Below are 26,674 nucleotides of genomic sequence, written 5' to 3'. Positions count from 1 at the left end.
TTCGCTACTCGCCACTCACTACTCGCTTTTGTTTTTTTTACAGTCGCTCGACAATCGTCACGTTCGCCATGCCACCGCCTTCGCACATGGTCTGCAGGCCATAGCGCTTGCCGCGCTGGTGCAGGGCGTGAACCAGCGTCGTCATCAGCTTGGTGCCGGAGCCGCCGAGCGGATGGCCGAGCGCGATGGCGCCGCCATTGACGTTGAGGTGGGCCGGATCTGCACCGGTGGTCTTGAGCCAGCCGGTCGGCACCGAGGCGAAGGCCTCGTTGACCTCGAACAGGTCGATGTCGCCGATCTTCATGCCGGCCTTCTCCAGCGCCTTCTTGGTGGCGTGCAGGGGCGCATCCAGCATGATCACGGGATCGCCGCCGGTCATAGTCATGTGATGGATGCGCGCCAGCGGTGTGACGCCGAGCTGCTTGAGACCGCGCTCGTTGACCACCATGACGCCCGAGGCGCCGTCGCAAATCTGGCTGGCGCTGGCCGCGGTCAGCTTGCCGTTCTCGGCGATCAGCTTGACGCCCTTGATGCCCTCGAGCGTGGCATCGAAGCGGATGCCCTCGTCGATGTGGTGGGTGTCCTTGGAGCCGTCGGCGCGGGTGATCTCGAGCGGTACGATCTCCTTCTTGAAGTGGCCGGCTTGGGTCGCCGCGATCGCGCGCTGATGGCTGTTATAGGAATATTCGTCCAGATCATCCTTCGACAGGCCGTACTTCTCCGCCATCATCTCCGCGCCGGTGAACTGGCTGAACACAATGTTGGGATATCTCGCCTCGATGCCCGGGCTCTTGTAATGGCCGAAGCCGTTCTTGGCGGCGAGCTGCGAGGACAGGCCCATCGGCACCCGCGTCATCGATTCCACGCCGGCGGCGATCACGACGTCCATGGTGCCGGACATCACGGCTTGCGCGGCGAAGTGCAGCGCCTGCTGCGAGGAGCCACACTGGCGATCGATCGAGGTGCCCGGCACGCTCTCCGGCAGCTTCGAGGCCATGATCGCGTTGCGCGCGACATTGTTGGATTGCTCGCCGACCTGCATCACGCAGCCCATGATCACGTCCTCGACCAGCGCAGGATCGACCTTGGTGCGGTCGACCAACTCGTCCAGCACTTTTGCGGCGAGATCGGCCGGATGCCAGCCGGCGAGACGGCCCCCCTTGCGCCCGCCCGCGGTACGCGCAGCGGCGACGATGTAAGCCTCGGCCATGTCGGTCTCTCCCTGGATTCTTGATTGGGTCGGTTGTCGGGGCGGATTTAAGGGACGCAAGATCATTTAGTCAATCGATCAATTAATTCTTGTGATGAGGCGCTGCTTGGGCTTATCTGCGCGCCTCTCGAGGTGCATTCAGGGATCTCCGTGGCTACCAGCGTACCGAACAGGCTCCCCAGCGGAAAAAATTCCACGGCAGAGAAATTGCTCGTGGCCGCGAGCGAGTTGATGATCGAACGCTCCTCGATCGAGATTTCGCTCAGCGACATCGCGCAGAAGTCGGGCGCCAACGCCGCGTTGGTCAAATATCACTTCGGCAACAAGGACGGCCTGCTGCTGGCACTGCTCGCGCGGGATGCCGCGACCGAGATGTCCAATCTCGAATATCTGCTGGCGCAGCCGATCACGGCGACGGCGAAGCTCAAGCTGCATATCGGCGGCATCATCCGCGCCTATCATCGGTTCCCCTATATGAACCGGCTGATCCACTATCTCCTGCATGAGAGCGTCGCCGGCTCCGCGGACGAAGTTTCAAAATTCTTCGTCGCCCCGCTGCTGGACTTTCACCGTCGCCTGCTCGCCGAGGGCGTCAGCCGCGGCGAGTTCCGCCAGACCGATCCGGTGCTGTTCTACACCAGCCTGATCGGCGCTTGCGATCATCTGTTCTTCGGCCGGCACGCGATGTCTCGCGCGACCGGCGTCGGCCCGGTCACCGACGACGTCTGCCGGCAATATATCAAGCACATGGAAACGCTGATCTGCGGCGGCATCCTCACGCAAGCCGGGGAAGCTGCCGCGGCCGGATGATCCGGCCGCAACTCTCAAGTCTAGAGAAGAAACGTCCAAGGAAAGGTAGCCTGTCATGGAATTGAAAGACGTAGCCGTTCTCATCACCGGCGGTGGTTCGGGCCTCGGCGAGGCGACCGCCCGCGCCATGGCGGCCAAGGGCGCCAGGATCGGCGTGATCGACCAAAACAAAGAGAATGCCGAGAAGGTCGCGGCCGAGGTGAAGGGCGTGGCGCTCCATGCCGACGTCACCAGCGAAGAGCAGATCAAGGCCGCGATCGCCAAGGCCGAAGCCGCGCATGGCGTTGCGCGGGTGCTGATGAACTGCGCCGGCATCGGCGGCTCGCAGCGCATCGTCGGCCGCGACGGCGTCTACCCGCTCGAAAAGTTCGCGCGCATCATCAACGTCAACCTGATCGGCACCTTCAACTGCCTGCGGCTGTTCGCCGAGCGCCTCGTCACGATCGAGCCCGTCGGTGAAGAGCGCGGCGTTATCATCAATACGGCGTCGGTCGCGGCCTATGAAGGCCAGATCGGCCAGATCGCCTATTCGGCCTCGAAGGGCGGCGTCGTCGGCCTGACCCTGCCGGCCGCGCGCGACCTCGCCAGCCAGAAGATCCGCGTCAACACCATCGCGCCCGGCCTGTTCTTCACGCCGCTGCTGATGGGGCTGAACGAGGAAGCCCGCAAGAGCCTGGGCGCGCAGGTGCCGCATCCCTCGCGCCTCGGCGATGCCAAGGAATACGGCTCGCTCGCGGTGCACATCGTCGAGAACGCGATGCTGAACGGCGAGACCATCCGCCTCGACGGCGCCATCCGCATGGCGCCGAGGTAAGCGGCGCTCTTCTTCCTTCTCCCCCTGTGGGAGAAGGTGGCGCGAAGCGCCGGATGAGGGGTCTCTCTCCCCGATCTCGTCTGCGGAGACAGACCCCTCACCCAAGTGAACTCTAGGCTGACAGCGATCTTGCCCTCTCCCACAAGGGGAGAGGGCGCAATAACCGCCACCCAAAGAGCGGATGCAGGAGCGCCCCATGTCCCAACCGCTGCTGATCGAGCATGACGACGGCGTCGACCGGGTGACGCTCAATCGGCCGGAACAGCTCAACGCGCTCGATCCGGCGCTGATCGACGCGCTCAACGACTACTTCCAGGGCCTTCAACGCAACCGTGATACGCGTGTCGTGGTGCTGAAGGGCGCCGGCCGGAATTTCTGCGCAGGCCTCGACCTCAAGGCGGCGATGGCCCGCCGTGCCGGACAACAGGAGCCGCCCGGCGTCACGGAGTCGCTGGATTCGCAGCGTCGCATCGCTGACATCGTGATGCTGATGCGACGTTGTCCGCAGCCGATCCTGGCGCTGGTGCAGGGTGCGGCCGCCGGCGGCGGATTCGCGCTGGCGCTGGCTTCCGACATCCGCATCGCGACGAGATCGGCGCGAATGAATTGCGCCTTCATCAAGCTCGGCCTCGGTGGCTGTGACATCGGCACCAGCTATTTCCTGCCGCGGCTGGTCGGCGTGTCCGTGGCGTCGGAGCTGATCCTCACGGGGCGCTTCATCGGCGCCGAGCGCGCGCTCGCGGTCGGCCTCGTCTCGGAAGTCGTGGACGAGGACAGGCTCGATGACGCGGCCGAGCCTTATGTCGAGGCGATGATGACGGCCTCGCCCGTGGGCCTGCGGCTATCCAAGGAATGTCTCAACATGAGCGTCGACGCGGGATCGCTGGAGGCCGTTATCGCCATGGAAGATCGCAACCAGGTCCTGTGCAGCCGTTCCGAGGAATTTTCGGAAGGCATCAGGGCGGCCTTCCTTGAGAAACGAAAGCCTGTCTATATCAAGCGCTGAACGAGAACGATCCGCAAAGGACAATAATTCCGGGAGACGCAAAATGAGTGGAAGCGCGGCGGCCGTGATGACGAAGCCCGCCTTTCGCAAGATCGAGTGGCTCGCGCGCGACATCGACGTCGAGCGTCGCAGCGACGGCACGGTGGTGCTGAAGTCGCGCATTCCGCTGCAGCCTTACGAGAAGCACATCCCGGCCTCGCTGGCGAAATGGGCGAAGGAAGCGCCCGAGCGCATCTGGCTCGCTCAGCGCGGTGGTCCCAATCGCGAATGGCGCAAGGTGTCCTATGGCGAAGCCAAGCGCACTGTGGACGCGCTGACGCAAGGTCTGCTCAACCTCGGACTCGACGGCCGCCCCGTTGCGATCCTCTCCGGCAATTCGATCGAGCATGCGCTGATGACGCAGGCCGCGATGCAGGCGCGCGTCCCGGCAGCGCCGGTCTCGCCGGCTTACTCATTGATGAGCCACGATCACGTCAAGCTGAAATACCTGTTCGACCTGATCAAGCCGGCCGTGGTGATGGTGCAGGACGGCCCGACCTTCGAGAAGGCACTGAAGGCGATCGACCTCGCCGGCGTCACCGTGGTTCACGTCGCGCGGCCATGTGAGGGCATGAAGAGCGTCAGCTTTGCTGAGCTCGCGGCAACTCCGGTGACCGAGGACGTCGAGGAGTCGATCGCGAAGATCACGCCCGACACCGTCGGCAAGCTGCTGTTCACGTCAGGCTCGACCGGCATGCCCAAGGCGGTCATCAACACGCAGAAGATGATGTGCGCCAATGCAGCGATGATGATGCAGGTGCGGCCACGTTCGCCTGATGGCCCTGTTGCGACCATGCTGGACTGGATGCCCTGGAATCACACCATGGGCGGCAACGCGGCATTCCATCCGATCCTGGTCGATGGCGGCACGCTCTATATCGACGACGGCCGGCCGATGCCGGGCCAGTTCGAGGAGACGCTGCGAAACCTGCGCGAGATCTCGCCGACCTATTACGCCAACGTGCCGGCCGGCTATGCGGCGCTCGCGGCCGCCATGGAGAAGGACGACGCGCTCTGCCGCTCGTTCTTCAAGAACCTCTCGATCATGGCCTATGGCGGCGCGCGCCTGCCTGACGATCTCTACGACCGCATGCAGGCCCTCGCGGTGAAGACCACCGGCGAGCGCATCGTGTTCTACACCGGCTGGGGCTCGACCGAGACCGCGCCGACCTCGACCGGAACTTATTGGGATACCGAGCGCGTCGGCCTGATCGGCCTGCCGTTCCCCGGCGTCGAGTTGAAGATGGTGCCGTGCGGCTCGAAATACGAACTGCGGCTGCGCGGCGTCAACGTCACGCCCGGTTATTTCGGCCAGCCGGAGCTGACGAAGCAGATGTTCGACGAGGAAGGCTTTTACTGCATCGGTGATGCAGGCATTTTCGTCGACGATTCCGATCCGGTGAAGGGCATCATCTTTGCAGGTCGCGTGGTCGAAGACTTCAAGCTCACCACCGGCACCTTCGTGCATGTCGGGTCGCTCCGCACCGATACGATCGCAGCTGCGACGCCTGTCGTGCACGATGCGCTGGTCGCGGGGCAGGACCGCCCGTTCATCGGCCTGCTCGCCTGGCCCAATTTGCACGCCTGCCGGCAACTTGTCGGCAATCCCGAGCTGAACTTCGAGGATGCAGTGAAGCACCCCGAGGTCGTCGCCTGCTTCAGGCGGGGACTGGAAACTCACAACAGGGAGTGCGAAGGCGCCAGCAGCCGCATCATCGCGCGCGCCATGCTGATGGTCGAGCCGCCCTCGATCGACGGCAACGAGCTTACCGACAAGGGCTACATCAATCAGCGTGCCGGCCTCGAACGCCGCGCCGCACTGGTGGAGCGGCTGTATGCCGACAAGCCGGATCAAGACGTCATCGTTCTCAAGTAATCGACATCATCAACACGGGTACGCGCCATGAACTTCGACTTCTCCGACGACCAGAAGCAGCTCCGCGATCAGGCGCGCAAATTCCTCACCGAAAAATGCTCGCCGAAGGCGGTGCGTGTGGTGCTCGACGGCAAGGCGCCTTACGATAAGGAGCTCTGGAAGGGCCTCGCCGAGATGGGTTTCCTCGGCGTCGCGATCCCCGAGGAGTTCGGCGGCGCGGGCGCCGGTCATCTCGAGCTCTGCGTTATCGCCGAGGAGATGGGCCGCGCGAACGCGCCGGTGCCGTTCTCCTCGACCGTGTATCTCGCCGCCGAAGCGCTGTTGATCGCCGGCAGCGACGCGCAAAAGAAGAAATGGCTGCCGGCGATTGCCTCGGGCGAGGCGATCGGCACGCTGGCGCTGTTCGAGGGCAAGGGCAATCCCGCGCCGAAGAACGTCAAGCTGACGGCTGCGAACGGCGTGCTCAACGGCGTCAAGAAACCGGTCGCCGATGGTGCGATTGCCGACTTCGCCGTGGTTGCCGCGCGCACTGGGTCGAGCGGACGCGACGGTGATATCTCGTTGTTCTTGGTTGATCTCAAAGCCGGCGGCGTCGAGGTGAAAAGCCTCACCAATCTCGATCCGACCCGCGGGCAGGCCGAGATTTCGTTCAAAGCCTGCAAGGCCGAGCCGCTGGGTGCCGCCGGCGAAGGCTGGAGCATCCTCACCCAAATGCTCGACCGCGCCGCGGTATTGTGCGCGTTCGAGCAGGTCGGCGGTTCCGACCGCGCGCTGGAGATGGGCCGCGACTACGCACTCGATCGCATCGCCTTCGGCCGCCAGATCGGCTCGTTCCAGGCGGTGAAGCACATGCTCGCCGACATGTATGTCTCGGCCACGCTGGCGCGCTCGAACAGCTATTACGGCGCCTGGGCGCTCTCGACCAACGCGGCTGAATTGCCGGAAGCCGCTGCTGCCGCGCGCATCAGCGCGACGCAGGCGTTCCAGCACTGCGCCAAGAACAACATCCAGGTTCACGGCGGCATGGGCTTCACCTGGGAGTTCGACTGCCACATGTACTACCGCCGCGCCAACGCGATGGCGCTGGGGCTGGGGAGCCTGTCCTATTGGGAAGACCAGTTGATCGACCGCATGCGGAAGAAGAACGCGGCGTAATTAGGTTCGTAGGTGGGCTAGTCCCGCGGATGCGCGAAGCGCGATCCGCTGGGCGTAACCCACCACTTCCGTCGACGAGGAAACCAAAGAGGTGAGTTACGCCTTCGGCTAACCCACCCTACGAAGGTAAGAAGACGACCATGAACTTCGACGACACCCCTCAGGAAGCCGACTTTCGCGCCACCGCCCGCGCCTGGATCGGTGCGAATGCGCCCACGCAATACGAGGAAGAGCTGCGCAAATCCTCTCTCGGCCGCACCGTGCTCAAGAACGCCAATATTCTTGAGGTCGCAAAAGCCTGGCAGAAGAAGAAGGCCGATGCCGGTTGGGCCTGCCTGCACTGGCCAAAGGAGTATGGCGGGCGCGGCGCCTCGCCGATCGAGCGGGTGATCTGGCAGCAGGAGGAAGGGCCCTTTGGCCAACTCTCCCGCATGTTCATCATCGGCCACGGCATGTGCGGGCCGACCATGATGGCGTTCGCGCGCGAGGAGCATAAGCGCACCTATCTGCCGCCGCTCGCTTCCGGCGAGAAGGTCTGGTGTCAGCTGTTCTCCGAGCCCGCCGGCGGCTCCGACGTCGCGGGCCTGCGCACGCGCGCCGAGAAGGACGGCGACGACTGGATCATCAACGGCCAGAAGATCTGGACGTCAGGTGCGCATTATTCCGATTACGGCATCCTGCTGACGCGCACCGATCCCACCGTGCCCAAGCACAAGGGCCTCACCATGTTCTTCCTGGACATGAAGAGCCCCGGCGTCGAGGTGCGGCCGATCAAGCAGGCCAGCGGCGCCTCCGACTTCAACGAGGTCTATTTCACCAATGTCCGCATTCCCGATCATCAGCGCCTCGGCGAGGTCGGTGACGGCTGGAACGTCTCGCTGACCACGCTGATGAATGAGCGCAGCGCGATCGGCGCGGCCGTTTCGACCGGATTTCCTGAATTGTTCGAATATTGCTCCAGCCTGATGCTCGACGACGGCCCCGCGATCGAGGATCGCGCGGTGCGCTCGAAATTGGCGAACTGGGCGGTGAAGGCGAGCGGGCTGAAATACACCAGCATGCGCGCGATCTCGGCGCTGTCGAAAGGCGAGCGGCCGGGGCCGGAGAATTCGATCGGCAAGCTGGTGGCGGGCTCGATGATCCAGGACGTTGCGACCTACGCGCTGGATTTGCAGGGTGCGAGCGGCGTCGTCAGCGGCGAGGATGGCGAGCTGGCCGGCCGTTTCCAGGCGATGCTGCTGCGTGCGCCCGGCACCCGTGTCGAAGGCGGCACCGACGAGATCATGCGCAACATCATCGCCGAGCGGGTGCTGGGCCTGCCCGGTGATATCCGTGTCGACAAGGACGTGCCGTTCAACAAGATCCCGACGAAGGGAAGAGGCTAGAATCGTAGGGTGGGCAAAGGCGCGGCACGCGCCGTGCCCAAGAAGTCTATCGAGAGAAGGTGGTGGGCACGCTTCGCTTTGCCCACCCTACGCACTGATCAAGGATCGAGAGGGCCGTTATGAATTTCGACGACACCCCGCAGGAAGCCGCATTCCGCCAGACCGCGCGCCAATGGGTCGAGGCCAATGCGCCGAAGGAGCTGCACGCCGAGCTGTCAAAATCCTCGCTCGGCCGCATTCGGCTTGCCAAGCAAGATATCGTCGAGGTCGGCAAAGCCTGGCAGAAGAAGAAGTTCGAGGGCAATTGGGCCTGCCTGCACTGGCCGAAGGAATATGGCGGCCGTGGCGCGACGCCGATCGAGAAGGTGATCTGGCAGCAGGAGGAGGGTGTCTACGGCAAGCTGACGCAGCCGTTCCAGATCGGCGAAGGCATGTGCGGCCCGACCGTGATGGCCTTCGGCAGCGAGGATGCCAAGCGCCGCTATCTGCCGAAGCTGGCTTCGGGCGAGGAGATCTGGTGCCAGCTGTTCTCCGAGCCGTCTGCCGGCTCGGACGTCGCCGGCTTGCGCACCCGCGCGGAGAAGAAGGGCGACAATTGGGTCGTCAACGGCCAGAAGATCTGGACCTCTGGCGCGCATTACTCCGACTATGGTCTGTTGATCGCGCGGACCGATCCGAACGTGCCCAAGCACAAGGGCCTCACCATGTTCTTCCTGGACATGAAGAGCCCCGGCGTCGAGGTGCGTCCGATCAGGCAGGCCAATGGCATGCAGGAGTTCAACGAGGTCTATTTCACCGACGTCGTCATCCCCGACAGCCAGCGGTTAGGGGCCGTCGGCGAGGGCTGGAGCGTCTCGCTGACCACGCTGATGAACGAGCGCATGTCGATCGGCTCGCGCCTTGCGACCGGCGTGCCTGAAATGTTCGAGTTCTGCTCCAACCTGATGCTGGAAGATGGCCTCGCGATCGACGATCCCGCGGTGCGCTCGAAGCTGGCGAGCTGGGCGGCGAAGTCGAGCGGGCTGAAATACACCAGCTATCGCACGATCTCGGCGCTGTCGAAGGGCGAGCGGCCGGGTCCGGAGAACTCGATCGGCAAGCTGGTGTCGGGCATGATGCTGCAGGACATCGCGACCTACGCCATGGACCTGCAGGGGGCGGCCGGTGTTCTCACCGGCAATGACGAGGAGACGGTGCAGGGCCAGTTCCAGCAGATGCTGCTGTCCTCGCCCTCGATGCGCATCGCCGGCGGCACCGACGAGATCCTGCGCAACATCATCGCCGAGCGCGTGCTGGGCCTGCCCGGCGACATCCGCGTCGACAAGGACGTGCCGTATAACAAGATCCCGACCAAGGGGCGATGATCTCACCTCTCGCTGCATCTCGTAGGGTGGGCAAAGCAAAGCGTGCCCACCATATGCAGATGCTCCGGAGCAAGCCTGTCGGTGGGCACGGCGCGATGAGCCTTTGCCCACCCTACGAGAAGAGCGCGAGCTGAACCATGGACGCTACAGTCAAACAGAACGATCGCATCGGCGTGCTCGAAGAGCTCCTCAACGAGCGCTACTCCGTCCGCGCCTTCCTTCCCAAAGAGGTCGACCGCGCGACCATCGAGCATGTGCTGACCACCGCGCAGCGCACCGCGTCCTGGTGCAACAGCCAACCCTGGCAGGTGATCATCGCCAGCGGCGAGGCCAAGGAGCGCTTCCGGAAGCTGATCTACACGGAGGCGTCAGGCGGGCTCGGCGACGATTACGATTTCACCCCGCCGCGCGAATATGTCGGTGTCTATCTCGAACGCCGCCGCGAAAGCGGCTTTCAGCTCTACAACACGCTCGGCATCGCTCGCGGCGACAGAAGCGCCTACGCCAGGCAGGCGCTGGAGAACTACAATTTCTTCGGCGCGCCGCATGTCGCCATCATTCACACCAACGAGCCGCTCGGCATTTACGGTGCGATCGATTGTGGCGCCTATGTCTCCAATTTCATGCTGGCTGCGCAGGCGCTCGGGCTCGGCACGATTCCGCAGGCGGCACTCGCGCGGCATTCCGGACTGATCCGCCGCCATTTCAATCTGCCCGACGATCGCCGCGTCGTCTGCGGCATTTCGTTCGGCTATGCCGACGACGCTCACAAGGTCAACAGCTACCGCACCTCGCGCGCCAGCGTGGCCGAGACCGTGACCTTCGCGGACGAGTGATCAAGCGGCGTAGCTTCCGCTATCGCTGTCGGACGCGCGCGAAGACGGCCGTGAGAACGGCCGCCTTCATCTTCATCTAAGTCCTTGAGGACGCCGGCCGTCAGCCGCCGCTGCCGCCGATCACGGCCCGAACGGTCTCGTCCGGGCCAAAATCCTCGGCGCCATCGACATAGAGCAGCGCGGCGAGCTTCGAGCGCGCGCGGTTGACGCGGCTCTTGATCGTGCCGACTGCGCAGCCGCAGATCGAGGCCGCGTCTTCGTAGGAGAAGCCGGAGGCGCCGACCAGAATCAGCGCTTCGCGCTGGTCCTGCGGAAGCTTATCGAGCGCCGTGCGAAACTCCTCGAACTCGAGATGCGCGTTCTGCGACGGCTGTGTCTTCAGCGTCTTGGCGTAGTTGCCTTCGGCATCCTCGACCTCGCGCCGCCGCTTGCGATAGTCGGAGCGGAAAAGGTTGCGCAGGATCGTGAACAGCCATGCCGGCAGATTGGAGCCAGGCTGGAACGAGTCGATGTTGGCGAGCGCGCGGAGCAGCGTCTCCTGGACCAAATCATCGGCGCGGTCCGCATTGCCGCTGAGCGAAATGGCGAACGCGCGCAGACTGGGCACGGCCGCCAGGATGTCGTTACGCAGGGAGTCCGTGAGAGGCATTAATCCCTCCCATTGTTGTCGTTGGATCCGCCTTCATGTCCCACGTGGGGTGTCGCTCCCGGCGCATCAAGCTTCTTGATCAGTTCTGCGAACCGATCTGGAACCCCTTGTCGCACCACATCATCATACATGGCGCGCAACTGGTGCCCGATCCGGGATTGAATCTCCGGAGTGAGGCCTCCCTTGCCGGGGGTCGTGCTTCTGCTGGCTTGAGACTTGAGATCTTTCATGACCTGTTCCACGTTTCCCCGAGTTAAGTGACTGTAAAATCGAGAGGTTTTCTCAACCGGGAGCCGTTCCCTGGATAGGCTCAATTCCAGGTTCGATAAAAAGTTCCCGCTCAGACGGAACTTTTCTTGGCCTGAGGCGTAATCAGCCCAGCAGGGGAACCCGGGCCCCCCTCGGATTGCCTGGACGTCAAGGTTGGCCCCGAAGATGAATGGAGTGGGGATGTCCCGTTCACAGCTTGTTGCTGAACACTTGCCGTTGTTGCGCCGGTACGCACGCGCCCTGACGGGCAGCCAGGCCTCCGGTGACGCCTATGTCGCAGCCATGTTGGAAGCCATGCTGGGGGATCCGTCGGTGCTCGACGAGAGCCATGGACCGCGGGCCGGCCTGTTCAGGCTGTTCACCCAGATCTGGAATTCGGTCTCCGTCAACGATGATTCCGAGGTGACGACCTTGCCGATGCCGCCCGAGCGGCGGCTGTCGAACATCACGCCGCTGCCGCGCCAGGCCTTCCTGCTGCTTTCGCTGGAGGGATTCTCGGAAGAGGAAGTCGGCTACATCCTCGGCACCGACGTCGCCGAGACGCGGCGGCTTGCGGATGCCGCCGGACGCGAGATGGCCGCCGAGATCGCCACCGACGTGCTGATCATCGAGGACGAGACCTTCATCGCCATGGACCTCGAGAGCCTGGTGAAGAATCTCGGCCACAACGTCGTCGGCGTCGCGCGCACCCATGCCGATGCGGTGGCGCTGGCCAAGAACAGGCGGCCCGGCCTGATCCTCGCCGACATCCAACTCGCCGACGGCTCGTCGGGTCTGGACGCCGTCAACGAGCTGCTCCGCACCTTCGAGGTGCCCGTGGTGTTCATCACCGCATACCCGGAGCGCTTCCTCACCGGCGAGCGGCCCGAGCCGGCATTCCTGATCTCAAAACCGTTCCAGCCCGCGATGGTGTCGGCGGTGGCGAGCCAGGCGCTGTTCTTCCAGCGCAACTCGCGCAACCGCACGCCGAAGGCGCCGGCGGCTTAATAGAGCTGGATAAAGCTGGCCATTTGGCCAAACGATCCGATCCGGCGTGCTGCAAGGCACGCCGGATTTTTCGTGTCGCCTGCCGTGCTTGACGTGGGTCGGCTTCGCCCCTCATACCGCTGCATTGATCCCAGCCGGAGATGTGCCCATGGACCAGCAACTCCTCGATCGCCTCGCCATTCGCGACCTCGTCGAGAACTGGGCGGTCTGGCGGGATGCCGGTGACTGGGAGCGCTTTGCCACGGTCTGGCATGAAGAGGGCTGGATGTCCGCCACCTGGTTTCAAGGGCCGGCGCGGGATTTCATGCGCGTCAGCCAGGAGGGCTTTGCCAGGGGCGTGCGCATCCTGCATTTCCTTGGCGGCACCAGCATCGATCTCGCAGGCGAGCGGGCCATCGCGCAGACAAAGATGACGATCTCGCAGCGTGCCCCGGTGCATGACGTGGTCTGCGACGTCGTCTGCACCGGGCGCTTCTACGATTTCCTGGAGAAGCGGCAGGGGAAGTGGGGCATCGTCCGCCGCCAGCCGATCTACGAGAAGGACCGGATCGACCCGGTCGATCCCGCAGCAGAGCTCCGCCTCGACCAGACCGCGCTGGCCGCATTGCCCGAAGGCTATCGCCACCTCGCCTACATGCAGGAGCTGATCGGCTACAAGGTCAAGCGCGACATGCCGGGCCTGATCGGACCCGAGGTCGAGAAGCTCTATGGCGAAGGGCGCGACTGGCTGGCGGGGAAGTGAACCCCAGACAAAAGTAAGGCGCGACTGGCATCACCACAGTCGCGCCCTACGTCACCGGCTTATGGGGCAGGGGGGAATAGCCGGCTGTTGAGACGACTCCAGTCTGCGAAAGTCGTTCCACCCCTCGCGAAATATTTTGCGCACGCTGTCGTATTTGTCGCACACGGTTAAGTGATCGTAACCGCTAAGAACCCCTGATCCTTCACCGGCGTTGTTCCCGCGATCGCCATGGGGCGAGGGATCGACAGCCATGTCACAGATTCATAAGGTATTTTTGAGCGTCGTTGCCGCTGCTGCGACGCTCGGTGCCGTGCAACTGGCCTCGGGTCATGATCTGGCAGACCGCTGGCAGGCGGTCGCCGACAAGGCCGACAAGCCCGGCCACAATGTCAATCGGACCGGCAAGGCCGACCGGCTCGCCGAGATCAAACAGGCAGCTGTTCCGACCCGCACCGTCTCGATGCGGCTGAATGACCTCGCCGACACCTCGGTGCTGCTGCGGGTCCCCGCGGTGATCGAGACCGGTAATGCCAAGCCGCCGGGGCTGCTCCAGAACCAGAAGAAGGTGCGCAACAGGCCGACGATCGCCTGCGAGCCGATGGTCAGCTCCCTGACCGAGGTCGCAAAGCTGCTCCAGCCCGGCCGCTGCGTGACCTGATCCGCCCGGGCGCCGGATAGATCGCTCTCCCGTTTGGAGGACGATTCTTCACGTCCACTTGATCCCCTCTACGCTCGCGTTATATCCCGGGTTTCTTCCCTTTCGTTTTGACCGGGTAAACGCATGACGACGTCAGACACGGCTGTGCATACGCAGCCCTTCCAGGCCGAGGTTTCCGAGCTTTTGCACCTCATGGTGCACTCCGTCTATTCCGAGACCGACATCTTTCTGCGCGAGCTCATCTCCAACGCGTCGGACGCCTGCGACAAGCTGCGCTATGAGGCAATCGCAAGTCCTTCGCTGCTCGGCGAGGGTGACGCGCTCAAGATCCGCATCATCCCGAACAAGGCGGCCGGGACGCTCACGATCGCCGACAACGGCATCGGCATGGAGCGGCAGGAGCTGATCGACCATCTCGGCACCATCGCCCGCTCCGGCACCAAGGCATTCGTGTCGAAGCTGAAGGAGGCCAAGGACGGCCTCGGCCTGATCGGCCAGTTCGGCGTCGGCTTCTATTCCGCCTTCATGGTCGCCGACAGGATCGTCGTGGTCAGCCGCCGTGCCGGCGAGAGCGACGTCTGGACCTGGACGTCCTCCGGCGGCTCCGGCTTCGAAATCGCCCGTGCCGGCGACGAGGAGGCGGCGCGCCTGGCGCGCGGCACCGAGATCGTCCTGCACCTGAAGGAGGACGCCAAGAAATATCTCGAGAGCTTCGAGATTGAGCGCATCGTCGGTGCCTATTCCGACAACATCCTGTTCCCGATCGAACTGGTGCCGGAAGAAGGCGATCCCCGTCAGATCAATTCGGCCAGCGCGCTGTGGCAACGCTCGAAATCCGAGCTGACGCCGGAGGACTACAAGAAGGCCTATCAGCAGATCGCCTCCGCCTTCGACGATCCCGCGATGACGCTGCATTACCGCGCCGAGGGCCGCTATTCCTACGCCGTGCTGCTGTTCGCGCCCTCGACCAAGCCGTTCGACCTGTTCGAGCCGAACCGCAAGGGCCGGGTGAAGCTTTACGTCCGCCGCGTCTTCATCACCGATGATGCCGATCTGTTGCCGGGATATCTGCGCTTCATCCGCGGCGTCGTCGACAGCGAGGATCTTCCGCTCAACATCTCGCGCGAGATGCTGCAGAACAATCCGCAGCTGGCGCAGATCCGCAAGGCCGTGGCGACCCGGGTCGTGTCGGAGCTCGAAAGCCTGGCCGAGAAGGATCCGGAGAACTTCGCCAGGATCTGGGACGCGTTCGGCGCGGTGCTCAAGGAAGGCATTTACGAGGATTTCGAGCGGCGCGAAAAGCTGCTGGCACTTTCGCGCTTCACCACGACATCGGGCGAGAAGCGGTCGCTGAAGCAGGTCATCGCCGATTTCAAGCCGAACCAGACCGAGGTCTATTATCTCGTCGGCGACAGTATCGAGCGGCTGAAATCCAATCCGCGGCTGGAGGCTGCGACCGCGCGCGGCATCGAGGTGCTGCTGCTGTCCGATCCCGTCGATGCGTTCTGGACCTCGATGCCGTCGGAGTTCGACGGCAAGCCGCTGAAGTCGCTGAGCCAGGGCGATCTCAATCTCGACCTGATTCCGCGCGTCGACGACAAGGACGAGGCAAAGAAGGACGAGCCCGAGGCGGATGAAGCGGCCACCATTGCCGTGATCAAGGCTGCGCTCGGCGAGCGGGTCAGCGACGTCAAGGCCTCGACGCGCCTCACCAGTTCGGCCTCCTGCCTCGTCGCCGACAGCCAGGGCCCGAGCCGCGAGCTCGAGCGCATCCTGTCGCAGCAAAACCGCGGCATGAAGACCAAGCCGATCCTGGAGATCAATCTGCGCCATCCGATGGTGGGCGCGATCACCAAGGCGCAGGCCGGCTCGAAGGCGGTCGACGATCTCAGCCTGCTCCTGCTCGAGCAGGCGCAGATCCTGGACGGCGAATTGCCGGAGGATCCGGCTGCGTTTGCCGCAAGGCTGAACCGGCTCGTGCTGCAGGGGCTCGGCGCCTAGCGCCGCAGCCCGCAGCGCTCACCTTGCCGTCATCTGTCCCTAGGAACAGTCGCCTCCGGCCTGGTGTTATGCCATACGAGGCTGCCGGCATCAGATCCGCCGAGGCCGTCGATTCGAGGATTAAGTCCATGCGCCTGTCGATTTTGACCCTCACCGCGATTGCCGCGCTGTTCGTCGCGGCAGATGCCAGCGCCCAGACCTACGATCCGCGCTACCCGGTGTGCATGCACGTTTATACGCCCGGCGGCTTTACCGGTGGTGGCGGCGATTATTTCGACTGCTCCTTCACCTCGCTGCCGCAGTGCCGCGCGAGCGCGTCGGGCCGCGCGGCCAGCTGCGACGTCAACCCGTACTACGCCTTCGACCAGCCGCCGCAGCCGCGCCGGCGTCACAAGAAGGTGCAATAGCGAATCCGCGATGCCTCGTACCGGAACACAGTTCATGCGTTTCTCGTTCGGAATGATCGTGACCGCCGGCGCGGTGCTCGCAGCCGCGCCGTCGCATGCGCAGACTTTTGATCCGCGCTATCCCGTCTGCATGCACGTTTATTCAGGTGCAAACGGGGGAGGTGGGGAGTGGTACGACTGCTCCTTCACCTCGTTGCCGCAGTGCCGCGCCACGGCTTATGGCCGATCCGCGATCTGCGATCTCAATCCGTATTATCCGGTTCACGCGCCGCCGCCGTACTTGCGCTACAGGCGTAGCGGCTAGCGTCGGCAGGTGCTGTGCTACTCCTTCCTGCCCCCACAGCTCGACCACCTTGCGCCAGCGCGATCGGTCTCGACCGTCACCACGCCGCCGAACTCACCGGCGTTGCCGTGCGGCGGTAAGGATCACTAGAGTTAACCGCGCCCTAACAGAGTTTTACCTTGTCTCTTAACACCTGGGCAGGGCGCGGGGGCTAGATTGCCTGATGTCAGCAGGCGGCCCGAAAGAATCAACGGCATGACCCCCGGTGTCATCGAACGACAAAAAGTCGCGCGCGCGCCTTCGGCTTCAAAGATATGGCTGAAGGCCATCGAGCTCACGGCGCGGATCGAGACGCTGCCGGGGCGTCTGTTCGCCGACGTCATCGACGATTGGGCGCAGCGCCAGCCCGACCGCGTCGCGCTGATCACCGACGAAGCAAGCCTCGACTATGAAGGCTTGTCGAAGCGCATCAACCGCTACGCGCGCTGGGCGCGCTCGGCCGGCGTGGCCAAGGGTGATACGGTCGCGTTGATCATGCCGAACGGCATCGATTATGTCGCGGCCTGGCTCGGCATCAGCCGGATCGGCGGTGTGGCGGCGCTGCTCAACACCAGGCTGGTGGGACCCTCGCTCGCGCATTGCCTCGATGTCGCAAAGCCCTCGCATATCATCGTTGCGCAGGAGCTGACGCAGATGCTGGAGAGCGCGACGCCGCACCTGAAGACGCAGGCCAAGGTCTGGACGCATGGCGATGCCCGCAGCGAGCGCGCCATCGACGTCGCCCTCGCGGCGCTGGACGACGCTCCTTTGTCGCCGGAGGAGCACGGCGAGGTCACCATCGATGACCGTGCGCTGCTGATCTACACCTCGGGCACCACCGGCCTGCCGAAGGCTGCCAGCATCAGCCACCGCCGCATTCTCAATTGGGGCTTTTGGTTCGCCGGCCTCACCGGCGCGAGCCCGCAAGACCGGCTCTACGATTGCCTGCCGCTGTTCCACTCGGTCGGCGGCATCGTCGCGCCCTGTAGCATGCTCGCTGCGGGCGGCTCGGTGGTGATCGCGGAGAAATTCTCGGCCTCGCATTTCTGGTCCGACATCGTGCGCCATGACTGCACGCTGTTTCAATATATCGGCGAGCTCTGCCGTTATCTGCTCAAGGCGGCGCCGTCGGAATATGAGAACCGGCATCGTCTCCGCCTCGTCTGCGGCAACGGCCTGCGCGGTGACATCTGGGAAGACTTTCAGGCGCGTTTCGCCATTCCGCGCATCCTCGAATTCTATGCGGCGACGGAAGGCAATTTCTCGCTGTTCAACGTCGAGGGGCAGCCCGGCGCGATCGGTCGCATCCCACCGCTGCTGGCGCATCGCTTCCCTGCCAATCTCGTCAAGCTCGACCCCGACAGCGGCGTGCCGCTGCGCAACGAAGAGGGGTTTTGCCTCGCCTGCGCCCGTGGTGAGGCCGGCGAAGCCATCGGCCGCATCGGCACCGCCGATGAAGGCGGCGGGCGCTTCGAGGGCTACACCGACACCGGCGAGACCGAGAAGAAGATTCTTCGCGATGTCTTTACCAGGGGCGACGCTTGGTTCCGCACCGGCGACCTGATGCGGATCGACGACAAGGGCTTCTTCCATTTCGTCGATCGGATCGGGGATACTTTCCGCTGGAAGGGCGAGAATGTCGCGACCTCGGAGGTGAATGACGCGATGCGCGATTTCACCGGCGTGGTCGATGCCACAACTTACGGCGTCAGCATCCCCGGCGCGGACGGCCGCGCCGGCATGAGCGCGATCGTCGTCAACGAAGGCTTCGACATCGCGGCATTGCCCGCACATCTGGCGCAACGCCTACCGGCCTATGCGCGTCCCGTCTTCATTCGCATCTCCAGCGAGATTGATGCGACCGAGACGTTCAAGCAGAAGAAGGGCGATCTGTCGCGGGAAGGCTTCGATCCCGCCGCGATCTCCGATCCACTGTTCATGACAGACCCGAAGTCCGGGGCCTATGTGGCGCTCGATACCGAGGCCCATGCGCGAATCGTGGACGGCTCGATCAGGCTGTAAATCCCGCCAAAATCCGCAGATAGGTCCAATTTTATCTGAATTGTCCAAGAAGCCATTTACTTCTGTCGGGTAAACAGACGGCCATGGGGAGGCGGCCAGCAAGAGCCGCCGCAACACCAACGATAACAAAGCGAGCCAGCCATGTCGGTAAGGTCTAAGGTCATTGACGCGATCCAGCAGATCGCCAAAGAGCAGCACGTCACGCTTCCCGCGCTCTCGGACGATCTGTCGCTGCACGAGACGGGTTTCGACTCGCTCGCCTTCGCCATCCTGGTCGCGCGCCTCGAGGACGAGACCGGCGTCGACCCCTTCACCATCTCCGAGGACGCAGCGTTTCCCGCCACGGTGGGCGATTTCGTGCGGGCCTACGAAAATGTCCCCACGTGAGATCTTTGCGCTTCGCGACCATCTCGGCGCGGAGCTGACCGGCCGTACGCTGTCGGACGCGCAAACCTGCGTGTCGCTGACCGATATCCTGTCGCAGTCGGTCCTGGGCGGCCGCCTGCGCGAATTGTCCGGCCGCTCCGTGCTGCTCAAATTGTCCGACCAGCTCCGGTCGGGTCTTGCCATGATCGAGCTCGACGGCATCGCCCGTCGCATGCTGCTGTGCCCGCCCGATCTCAATCCGTCGCATCTCGAGGCATTGATCGCCGATGCCGAGATCGACGCCGTCGTGACCGACGAATCCGATCGCTGGGCCGGGACTGGCGTCCCGCTCATCGTCACCGCGCAATTGCCGCTCGAAGCCACCGCGCCGGCCAAGACCGAACGCGCGACGGAATGGCTGATGCTCACCTCGGGCACTTCAGGCGTGCCGAAGATCGCCGGCCACACGCTGGAGGCGCTGACCGGTGCGATCGTTGCCGAAGGCACCGCGCGCGGCCCGGCGCCGGTCTGGGCGACCTTCTATGACATCCGCCGCTATGGCGGCCTGCAAATCTTCCTCCGCGCCGTCCTTTCCGGCGGCTCGATGGTGCTGTCCGATCCCCATGAGACGCTCGGTGATCACGTCGCGCGGCTGAAGGCGCGCGGCGTCTCGCACATCTCCGGCACGCCCTCGCACTGGCGCAAGCTCCTGATGAGCGGTTCGGCCGCGCAGTTCGCCCCCGCTTACGTCCGCCTCTCCGGTGAGATCGCCGACCAGGCGGTGCTCGACGGGCTGAAGGCGGCATTCCCCAATTCCTCCGTCGGTCACGCCTATGCCTCGACCGAAGCCGGCGTCGGCTTTGCCGTCAATGACGGGTTGGAAGGCTTTCCGGCCGACTATCTCGGCAATCGCAACGGCGTCGAGATGAAAGTGGTCGAGGGGTCGCTGCGTATCCGTTCGACGCGCACCGCGCATGCCTATGTCGGCCGCAATGCTGCCGCGCTCACCGATGACGACGGATTTGTCGACAGCGGCGACATCGTCGAGCTGCGCGGCGAGCGCTACTATTTCGTCGGCCGCCGCGGCGGCATCATCAATATCGGCGGACTGAAGGTCCACCCCGAAGAAATCGAGGCGGTCATCAACCGCCATCCCGACGCGCGGATGTCGCGGGCCAAATCGCGCAAGAGCCCGATCACCGGCGGCATCGTGGTCGCCGATGTGATCCTCACCGAGGGCACCGATCCCGCCCGCGCGAAAGAGATCCGCGACCAGATCCTGGAGCGGTGCCGCGCGCAGCTCGCGTCCCACAAGGTGCCGGCGGTGATCCGCTTCGTCGAGGCGCTCGACGTCACCCCGGCCGGAAAACTGGCGCGCACCGATGCATAATGTCCTCGTCACCGGCGGCAGCCGCGGCATCGGCCTTGCGATCGGCAAGCGCCTCTCCGGCGCCGGATACAACGTGGTCGCGGCCGCCCGGCGCGAGAGCGAAGAGCTCAAGGCCGCGATTGCGGAGTCCGAAGGGCGCCTGCATTTCCGCGCCTGCGACCTTGCCGTGATCGACGCCATTCCGGCTTTTGCAAAACTCGTGCGCGACGAGTTCGGCCCGACCTACGGCCTCGTCAACAATGCCGGCCTCGGCACCGAAGGCCTGCTCGCCACCATGCATAATTCCGAGATCGAGGCACTGGTGCAGCTCAACGTGCTGTCGCCGATCATCCTCACCAAATATGTCGCGCGGCAGATGATGGCCGACGGCGCGGGCCGCATCGTCAACATCTCCTCGATCATCGCGACCACCGGCTATAACGGCCTGTCCGTCTATGGCGCGACCAAGGCGGCTGCCACCGGCTTCACCCGCTCGCTGGCGCGCGAGGTCGGCAAGCTCGGCATCACCGTGAACGCGATCGCGCCGGGCTTCATCGATACCGAGCTCACGCACAATCTGTCCGACGAGGCGCGCAAGCGCATCGCCGGCCGCAGCGCGCTGCGCCGCCTGCCGGAGACGGACGACGTCGCGCGCATGGTAGAATATCTCTTGGGCGAAGGCGGCCGCAACGTCACCGGGACGGTGTTTACTGTCGACGCGGGGAATACGGCCTAGGCGGAACTCCGCCGTCATGATTGCGTTGATCCGGCACAATGACATCCAGCCGGATTTGGTCGTAAGATGCCCCGCAATCGATTGGGTTACGTCAATCGATCTGCCCTAATCGACAAGGAGCAGTCCATGACCATGCCCAGCATGACCGCTTCAAATCAGGGCCGGACCGAGCAATCCCGCGCGAAGCAGGACGATGCCCGTTGCCCGCCGATGACGCACCAGAATTCCGGCGGTCATGGTCACGAAATGTACCCGCAGCAATTCGTGCGCCTGGTCGGCTGCCATGATGCGTCTCTCGATAGCTTGCGCAAGCGTCAGGACGAGAAGCTGCATTAGCAGCTCACGTCCGGTGCTTCGGCGGGTCTTTCGGCAGGTCAATCCGCTCATGTGAAAATTCCGGCGGCCCTTCGGTGAGGCGGCGGATGCGGCGGTCGCGTTCGTCCACGGGCAATGCCGGATCGAGCAGCGTCTCGATCTCGTGGACCGCGATCTCTTCGATCCTGGTGGCGTCCGATGCGATCGGATGCGCCGAGGAGTGGACCGGGGGCGCGATCTTCAGGCCCAGCTCGATCAGCTTGCAGATCGCATCCGAGCGGGTCAGTTGATGGGCTTCAGCCCAAGCATCGACGGCTGCCGTCAGTCTTTCGGGCATCTTCACCGCGCTGATCGGGTCGATGCCCGTGCGCCGGCGGACGGGAGAGGTGGAATCCTTGCTGCCGAAGTCTGACACCTGGATCATCCCATGCAACCGTTGGAGCTGGCCAACGATAGCCGTTCTCCCCGGCCGGCCGCTTGATTCCGATCAATGACCCGCTGCGGTATTGCAACGCGGCCTCACCTTGTTGTTGCCGTATCTTGTTGTCCTGGCCCGTTTCGGCCAATGATTGAAAGGGCCGCCGGCCGGCGAACCCGGATCGATCCTGCCACGTATTTGTTTTGCATTCCAACCATCCGGCATCCCCGATGACCTCAGGCGAATCCTTCTATGGCGGCATTCCCGTCTTCCGCGGCTTCACCAGCCTGATGGACCCTGCGCTCTATGTGCCGCTGCCGGACGATTGGAGCATCGGCGTTGCCGATATCGTCGATTCCACCAAGGCGATCGCGGCGCAGCGCTACAAGGCGGTGAACATGGCCGGCGCCGCCGTGATCGCGGCGGTGACGAACGCATTGGAGGGACGCGAATTCCCCTTCGTGTTCGGCGGCGACGGCGCGAGCTTTGCGGTTGCGCCAGGCGACCTCGAACCTGCCCGAGAGGCGCTGGCGGCAACCGCGACCTGGGTGCGGGAAGATCTCGATCTGACGATGCGGGTCGCGCTGGTGCCGGTCAGCGCCATCCGCGCGCAGGGCCTCGACGTGCGCGTCGCGCGCTTCGGGCCGTCGGCTAACCTGTCCTATGCGATGTTCTCGGGCGGCGGGCTCGCCTTCGCCGATGCCGCAATGAAGCGCGGGGAATTTGCCGTGCCGGCAGCGCCGGCGGGCACGCAGCCCGATCTCTCGGGCCTGTCCTGCCGCTTCGAGGTGATACCGGCCTCACGTGGGCTGCTCCTCTCGGTTCTGGTGATGCCGGCGCGCGGCGCCGACCCGCATGCCTTCCGCAAGGTGATCGAGGACATTATCCATCTCGTCGAGCGCAGCCCGGACGGCGCCGGCCCGGTGCCGCCGCAGGGACCGCCGCTGAAATGGCCGCCGCAGGGGCTGGAATACGAAGCCCGCACCAGGCGCGGTGGTCCGCTGCTCGCGCGCCGCGCCAGCGTGCTGGCCTATACGCTGTTCGTCTATCTGATCATGCGCTTCGACCTCAACGTCGGCGGCTTCGTGCCCAACGTCTACAGGCGTCAGGTGGTCGAGAACTCGGACTTCAGGAAATTTGACGACGGCCTGCGCATGATCCTCGACTGCACGCCGCAGCTCGAGCGCGCGCTGAGCGACCGTCTGGCGGCGGCTGCGCGCGAGGGTATCGTGCGCTACGGTCTCTACCAGCAGGACGCCGCCATGATGACCTGCTTCACGCCGTCGGCGTTGCGCAGTGATCACGTCCATTTCATCGATGGCGCACGGGGCGGCTACGCCTCGGCGGCGACGGCGCTGAAGGCGATGGTGGCGTGAAGCGTCAGCGTCCCGCCCGCGTCCAGGTCTCGCCGCCGCAGAGCGCGCCGACGCAGCCTTCGACCCGCAGCGAATCCGCTCCCGTCACGGAGATGCTGCTGGCATAGGTACTGCCGTCGTCGGCATTGTAGATCTGGCCGGACCATTTGTTCGGACCTGACGGCTGCATGCCGCTGAACAATGGCAGGCCGATCATCGGGCGCCTGGCGAGCTCGCGATTGGGGTTCTTGCTGTCGGTGGCGGGCTGGCCGGTCGCGGTGTCATAGGGCTCGCGCAGCCAGGCGACGACGCCGCAGATGCCGCCGCCGCACTTGCTGATCTTGACGCGCGCATCACCCGCCTGGGTCAGCCATGTCCCATCGGCGCTCTGCGCATGCGCGGCCGGCGCGCCGAGCAGCGCAGCGAGAAGGACGATGAGAGCAGCGAATCTGGAAGTCATGGAAGAGGCCCCGAAAATGGAGAGCCTCCATAGCAGCCCGGCGGGATAGTGCAACGCTGGCTGGAATCACATTCCTGCGTTCATTTGCCTGCGTTGGGACCTGCGATCATTTGTCCCAGCGCGCGAAGGCGACCGAGGCCGCAGTCGACAGGCCGAACACCGCCATGGCGCCGCCGACCAGCGCGAACAAGGTCCAGGCCGGCGCCTGCGTCATCATGAGGACGACGCCGCCGATCGCGACGATCAGAAGCCGCGCGGTGGAAGCGAGCACGGGGCCGCCGACGCGCGCCGCGCCTTGCGAGGAGAAGTAGAGCGACACGCCGATGCCGAAGAACACGAAGGTCGGGCCGGCCCAGTGGAAATAGCTGTGCGCGGCGGCGGTGACGCCGGGATCGCGCGTGAAGAGTGCGACCCATAGCGATGGAGCGAGCGCGACGGCGAGGCCAATCAGGCCGACCGTCAATCCGGAAGCTGCAGCGGCGGTCCAGGCCACACGCCGCGCGCGCTTCACCTGTCCGGCGCCCATCGCCATGCCGACCATCGGTACCGATGCGATGCCGAAGGCGAAGGTGATTGGGATCAGCAAGAATTCCAGCCGCGAGCCGATGCCGTAGCCGGCCAGCATCTCGGTGCCGAACGTGGCCAGGATCTTGGTGAAGATCAAAATGGTGAGCACGGTCTGGAGCGGCGACAGGCAGGCCACCGCACCAACCTTGAGGATGTCCAGGAACATCGCGCGCTCGAAATGAAACGCGCGAATATTCAGCGGCAGCCGGCTGCGGCCGGACGCGAGATACCAGAGGAAAAAGATCGCGGCGCAGGTGAACGCGATCAACTGGCCGCTGGCGACCCCCGGCATGCCGAAGGGCTTCACGCCGAACAGGCCGAGCCCCAACGTGCCGCCGAGCGCGATCTGGAGCACGCTGGCGCCGATCAGCGTCATCGAGGGCAGGCGCATGTCGCCGGTGCCGCGGATCACCGAGGCGAGCGTGTTGACGAGCCAGATCGCGACCGCGCCGGAGAACAGCACCTGCGAATAGCCGCTGGCCTCCTCGAGCACGCGATCGCGCCCGCCGAGCAGGGTGAAGAAGGAGCGGCCGAAGACGAGCATCATCACCGTGAAGAACAGCCCGCCGCAGAGGCCGATGATGGCGGCATGCAGCGCCAGCGTCGCGGCGCGGTCACGATCCCCTGCGCCGAGCGCGCGGCTGATCGCGGACGAAACGCCGCCGCCCATCGCGCCCGCGCTCATCATCTGCGTCAGCATCGCGAACGGAAACACCAGCGCGATCGCGGCGAGCGGAATGGTGCCGAGCCGGCCGATATAGGAGGTCTCGGCGATCGCAACTAAAGTGCTGCCGACCATCGCGATCATGTTGGGGATCGCGAGCCGCAGCAGCGTGGGCAGGATCGGGGCCGTCAGCAGGCTGGCGATCGGGGAGGCGACCGGCGCAATCGGCGGGACGGCGTCTGCAGGGGCGTCGATCGTCATGTTCACCGGGCGGAATTTTAGATGATGCTCGACATATTATAGGTCGGCCGAGCCCCTGCGGCAGCCCTCACTCCACGCAGGGGTCACCACGGCAGGCCGCATAGGTCGATGGTGCCCAGCGTCGGCGCGCGGACGATGTTGAAGACGTAGGGCGCCATGGCGGTGAAGCGGATCCGCCCCTCCGGCTGCTCGCAATAGACCTCGCCCTTGAAGGGCAGCCAGCTCCGGGTCTCGTAGAACGAAAAATTGTGTGGTTCGCAGAACAGCAGCGCGAAGCGAACGGCCTCATTGGCGCGAATGGTGTGAACCGCCGCGTCGATCGCTACGGTCGCATAGCCGCGACCGCGCCGGTCCTCGCGGGTGCAGACCCCGCCGATGCCGCCGATATGGACCTTCTGCCCGTTCCAGATAACGGTGCGGAAGTAGATGCCGACATGGCAGACGAGACCGTCCTCGGGCGTCTCGATCAGCACGCGCAGGTCGGCATTGGCCCATTTGACGTGAGCCCAGGCCGGCTTCTCCGCTGCGTCTTGAGCCCAGACCGCGCTGAGCAACGGCTCCGCGATCGGCCACGAGGCGTCGCCGTTCAAAATGTCGATCTCGATGCTCATGGATTTGTCTCTCGCAACGCGGCTGCGCGGTTCATTCGTTCTGTCATAACCGGTTCAAAGGCAACGATATTCTTCGGCCGGCGATCGGCCCGGGTTGAATGTCCCTCGGTGCTGCGAAGTTATGCAATCCGGCCAAGCCGTGGCATCACGTCTTTTCGCAAATTCTGAGGTATTTAACGGCGGTGGAACCTTCTATAAGAGTCCCCGTTAAGCCAGTTCCCCATCAGTCGCGGACAACATCCCATGACCTTTACGCTGCCCCCCCTCCCTTACGCCTATGACGCCCTCGGCCAGTTCATGTCGAAGGAGACGCTGGAATTCCACCACGACAAGCATCATCAGGCCTACGTCACCAACGGCAACAACGCGCTCAAGGGGACCGAATGGGAAGGCAAGTCCCTTGAAGAGATCGTCAAGGGCTCGTTCGGCAAGAACCCCGCGGTGTTCAACAATGCCGGCCAGCACTACAACCACATCCACTTCTGGAGCTGGATGAAGCCCAATGGCGGCGGCACCAAGCTGCCGGGCAAGATCGAGAAGAAGATCAACGAGGACCTCGGCGGCTTCGAGAAGTTCAAGACCGACTTCCAGGCGGCCGGCGTCGGCCAGTTCGGCTCCGGCTGGTGCTGGCTCCAGGTCAAGAACGGCAAGCTCGAGATCTCCAAGACCCCGAACGGCGAGAATCCGCTGGTGCATGGCGCCACCCCGATCCTCGGCTGCGACGTCTGGGAGCACTCCTATTACATCGACTACCGCAACCGCCGCCCCGATTATCTCAAGGCGTTCGTCGAGAACCTCGTGAACTGGGAATACGTCGAGTCCCTGCTCGAGAAGGCGTAAGGCCTCGTTGTCATTCCGGGGCGCCCGCAGGGCGAACCCGGAATCCAGAAGTTGTGGCGCGAGATTCCGGGCTCGCACTTCGTGCGCCCCGGAATGACAGAAAACAAAAGGCGGTCGCTCGCGCGGCCGCCTTTTTGCTGTGCGGAATTGCCCTGCGTG

At 64.3% G+C, this 26,674-nt stretch carries 28 protein-coding genes; 21 read left to right on the top strand and 7 right to left on the bottom strand.

What is annotated here, in order from left to right; genetic code table 11:
- Positions 1–37: 37 nt before the first annotated feature.
- Positions 38–1,210: an acetyl-CoA C-acetyltransferase gene (locus tag GGD61_RS07160; RefSeq protein WP_092255620.1), complete on the bottom strand. Its 1,173-nt coding sequence runs from the start codon at positions 1,208–1,210 to the stop codon at positions 38–40.
- A 150-nt stretch (positions 1,211–1,360) separates the two neighbouring features.
- Here GGD61_RS07160 and GGD61_RS07155 point away from each other — a divergent pair, with 150 nt between their 5' ends.
- The 8 genes from GGD61_RS07155 to GGD61_RS07120 all read left to right on the top strand — a co-directional run bounded on the left by GGD61_RS07155 (position 1,361) and on the right by GGD61_RS07120 (position 10,495).
- Positions 1,361–2,020: a TetR family transcriptional regulator gene (locus GGD61_RS07155; RefSeq protein WP_177237074.1), complete on the top strand. Its 660-nt coding sequence runs from the start codon at positions 1,361–1,363 to the stop codon at positions 2,018–2,020.
- Between the two features lie 55 nt (positions 2,021–2,075).
- Positions 2,076–2,834: an SDR family NAD(P)-dependent oxidoreductase gene (locus GGD61_RS07150; protein ID WP_018316223.1), complete on the top strand. Its 759-nt coding sequence runs from the start codon at positions 2,076–2,078 to the stop codon at positions 2,832–2,834.
- Positions 2,835–3,030: 196 nt separating this feature from the next.
- Complete coding sequence (locus tag GGD61_RS07145) at positions 3,031–3,840, top strand: enoyl-CoA hydratase/isomerase family protein (RefSeq protein ID WP_183230462.1); 810 nt, start codon at positions 3,031–3,033, stop codon at positions 3,838–3,840.
- A 43-nt stretch (positions 3,841–3,883) separates the two neighbouring features.
- Positions 3,884–5,755, top strand: coding sequence for an AMP-binding protein (locus tag GGD61_RS07140; protein WP_092255612.1), 1,872 nt, complete (start codon positions 3,884–3,886; stop codon positions 5,753–5,755).
- Positions 5,756–5,782: 27 nt separating this feature from the next.
- On the top strand, positions 5,783–6,910 hold the full coding sequence (locus GGD61_RS07135; protein WP_092255609.1) for an acyl-CoA dehydrogenase family protein: 1,128 nt from the start codon (positions 5,783–5,785) through the stop codon (positions 6,908–6,910).
- Between the two features lie 140 nt (positions 6,911–7,050).
- The gene (locus GGD61_RS07130; protein ID WP_092255606.1) at positions 7,051–8,295 is read left to right on the top strand and encodes an acyl-CoA dehydrogenase; all 1,245 of its coding nucleotides are present in this window, start codon (positions 7,051–7,053) and stop codon (positions 8,293–8,295) included.
- Between the two features lie 119 nt (positions 8,296–8,414).
- The gene (locus GGD61_RS07125; protein ID WP_092255604.1) at positions 8,415–9,659 is read left to right on the top strand and encodes an acyl-CoA dehydrogenase; all 1,245 of its coding nucleotides are present in this window, start codon (positions 8,415–8,417) and stop codon (positions 9,657–9,659) included.
- A gap of 137 nt (positions 9,660–9,796) precedes the next feature.
- Positions 9,797–10,495, top strand: coding sequence for a nitroreductase (locus GGD61_RS07120; RefSeq protein WP_092255599.1), 699 nt, complete (start codon positions 9,797–9,799; stop codon positions 10,493–10,495).
- 100 nt (positions 10,496–10,595) lie between these two features.
- Here GGD61_RS07120 and GGD61_RS07115 read toward each other — a convergent pair whose 3' ends face one another.
- Positions 10,596–11,144: a sigma-70 family RNA polymerase sigma factor gene (locus GGD61_RS07115; RefSeq protein WP_018316216.1), complete on the bottom strand. Its 549-nt coding sequence runs from the start codon at positions 11,142–11,144 to the stop codon at positions 10,596–10,598.
- A complete protein-coding gene (locus tag GGD61_RS07110) occupies positions 11,144–11,374 on the bottom strand; it encodes a NepR family anti-sigma factor (protein WP_026201628.1) in 231 nt (76 codons plus the stop codon). The genes GGD61_RS07115 and GGD61_RS07110 overlap by 1 nt, the downstream gene beginning before the upstream one ends.
- A gap of 220 nt (positions 11,375–11,594) precedes the next feature.
- Here GGD61_RS07110 and GGD61_RS07105 point away from each other — a divergent pair, with 220 nt between their 5' ends.
- The 11 genes from GGD61_RS07105 (at position 11,595) to GGD61_RS40390 (ending at position 21,360) form a co-directional block, all read left to right on the top strand.
- Positions 11,595–12,401, top strand: a complete 807-nt coding sequence (locus GGD61_RS07105; RefSeq protein WP_177237073.1) for a response regulator — start codon at positions 11,595–11,597, stop codon at positions 12,399–12,401.
- Positions 12,402–12,549: 148 nt separating this feature from the next.
- Entirely contained in the window at positions 12,550–13,143 is a 594-nt protein-coding gene (locus GGD61_RS07100; protein ID WP_092255593.1) for a nuclear transport factor 2 family protein, read from the top strand.
- Between the two features lie 250 nt (positions 13,144–13,393).
- Complete coding sequence (locus GGD61_RS07095; RefSeq protein WP_092255590.1) at positions 13,394–13,801, top strand: hypothetical protein; 408 nt, start codon at positions 13,394–13,396, stop codon at positions 13,799–13,801.
- A gap of 123 nt (positions 13,802–13,924) precedes the next feature.
- Entirely contained in the window at positions 13,925–15,802 is a 1,878-nt protein-coding gene (htpG, locus tag GGD61_RS07090) for a molecular chaperone HtpG (protein ID WP_092255587.1), read from the top strand.
- A gap of 128 nt (positions 15,803–15,930) precedes the next feature.
- On the top strand, positions 15,931–16,209 hold the full coding sequence (locus tag GGD61_RS07085; protein WP_026201626.1) for a DUF3551 domain-containing protein: 279 nt from the start codon (positions 15,931–15,933) through the stop codon (positions 16,207–16,209).
- A 34-nt stretch (positions 16,210–16,243) separates the two neighbouring features.
- Positions 16,244–16,513: a DUF3551 domain-containing protein gene (locus GGD61_RS07080; RefSeq protein ID WP_092255584.1), complete on the top strand. Its 270-nt coding sequence runs from the start codon at positions 16,244–16,246 to the stop codon at positions 16,511–16,513.
- 225 nt (positions 16,514–16,738) lie between these two features.
- Positions 16,739–18,553 (top strand): long-chain-acyl-CoA synthetase, encoded by a 1,815-nt coding sequence (locus GGD61_RS07075; RefSeq protein ID WP_092255946.1) that lies wholly within the window; start codon positions 16,739–16,741, stop codon positions 18,551–18,553.
- A gap of 141 nt (positions 18,554–18,694) precedes the next feature.
- Complete coding sequence (locus tag GGD61_RS07070; protein WP_183230461.1) at positions 18,695–18,940, top strand: acyl carrier protein; 246 nt, start codon at positions 18,695–18,697, stop codon at positions 18,938–18,940.
- On the top strand, positions 18,927–20,309 hold the full coding sequence (locus GGD61_RS07065) for a class I adenylate-forming enzyme family protein (RefSeq protein WP_183230460.1): 1,383 nt from the start codon (positions 18,927–18,929) through the stop codon (positions 20,307–20,309). Before GGD61_RS07070 ends, GGD61_RS07065 begins: the two co-directional genes overlap by 14 nt.
- Positions 20,302–21,024, top strand: coding sequence for an SDR family NAD(P)-dependent oxidoreductase (locus GGD61_RS07060; protein WP_092255581.1), 723 nt, complete (start codon positions 20,302–20,304; stop codon positions 21,022–21,024). The genes GGD61_RS07065 and GGD61_RS07060 overlap by 8 nt, the downstream gene beginning before the upstream one ends.
- Before the next feature lie 126 nt (positions 21,025–21,150).
- Complete coding sequence (locus tag GGD61_RS40390; protein ID WP_092255578.1) at positions 21,151–21,360, top strand: hypothetical protein; 210 nt, start codon at positions 21,151–21,153, stop codon at positions 21,358–21,360.
- A gap of 4 nt (positions 21,361–21,364) precedes the next feature.
- On the opposite strand, the gene GGD61_RS07050 is transcribed toward GGD61_RS40390, so the two are convergent.
- Positions 21,365–21,763, bottom strand: coding sequence for a hypothetical protein (locus GGD61_RS07050; protein WP_092255575.1), 399 nt, complete (start codon positions 21,761–21,763; stop codon positions 21,365–21,367).
- Positions 21,764–21,987: 224 nt separating this feature from the next.
- Here GGD61_RS07050 and GGD61_RS07045 point away from each other — a divergent pair, with 224 nt between their 5' ends.
- Positions 21,988–23,133, top strand: a complete 1,146-nt coding sequence (locus GGD61_RS07045) for a DUF3095 domain-containing protein (protein ID WP_183230458.1) — start codon at positions 21,988–21,990, stop codon at positions 23,131–23,133.
- 4 nt (positions 23,134–23,137) lie between these two features.
- Here GGD61_RS07045 and GGD61_RS07040 read toward each other — a convergent pair whose 3' ends face one another.
- The 3 genes from GGD61_RS07040 to GGD61_RS07030 form a co-directional block, all read right to left on the bottom strand.
- Positions 23,138–23,572, bottom strand: coding sequence for a DUF2147 domain-containing protein (locus GGD61_RS07040; protein WP_092255570.1), 435 nt, complete (start codon positions 23,570–23,572; stop codon positions 23,138–23,140).
- Between the two features lie 106 nt (positions 23,573–23,678).
- Entirely contained in the window at positions 23,679–25,064 is a 1,386-nt protein-coding gene (locus tag GGD61_RS07035) for an MATE family efflux transporter (protein ID WP_177237071.1), read from the bottom strand.
- An 83-nt stretch (positions 25,065–25,147) separates the two neighbouring features.
- Positions 25,148–25,675 (bottom strand): GNAT family N-acetyltransferase, encoded by a 528-nt coding sequence (locus GGD61_RS07030; RefSeq protein ID WP_092255562.1) that lies wholly within the window; start codon positions 25,673–25,675, stop codon positions 25,148–25,150.
- A 243-nt stretch (positions 25,676–25,918) separates the two neighbouring features.
- Here GGD61_RS07030 and GGD61_RS07025 point away from each other — a divergent pair, with 243 nt between their 5' ends.
- The gene (locus GGD61_RS07025) at positions 25,919–26,515 is read left to right on the top strand and encodes a superoxide dismutase (RefSeq protein ID WP_018316199.1); all 597 of its coding nucleotides are present in this window, start codon (positions 25,919–25,921) and stop codon (positions 26,513–26,515) included.
- Positions 26,516–26,674: the final 159 nt, after the last annotated feature.

Source organism: Bradyrhizobium sp. SBR1B (assembly GCF_014198205.1).
Classification (GTDB): domain Bacteria; phylum Pseudomonadota; class Alphaproteobacteria; order Rhizobiales; family Xanthobacteraceae; genus Bradyrhizobium.
Note: the sequence above shows the minus strand (reverse complement) of the source record. Positions and strands in the feature narration are given on the sequence as shown.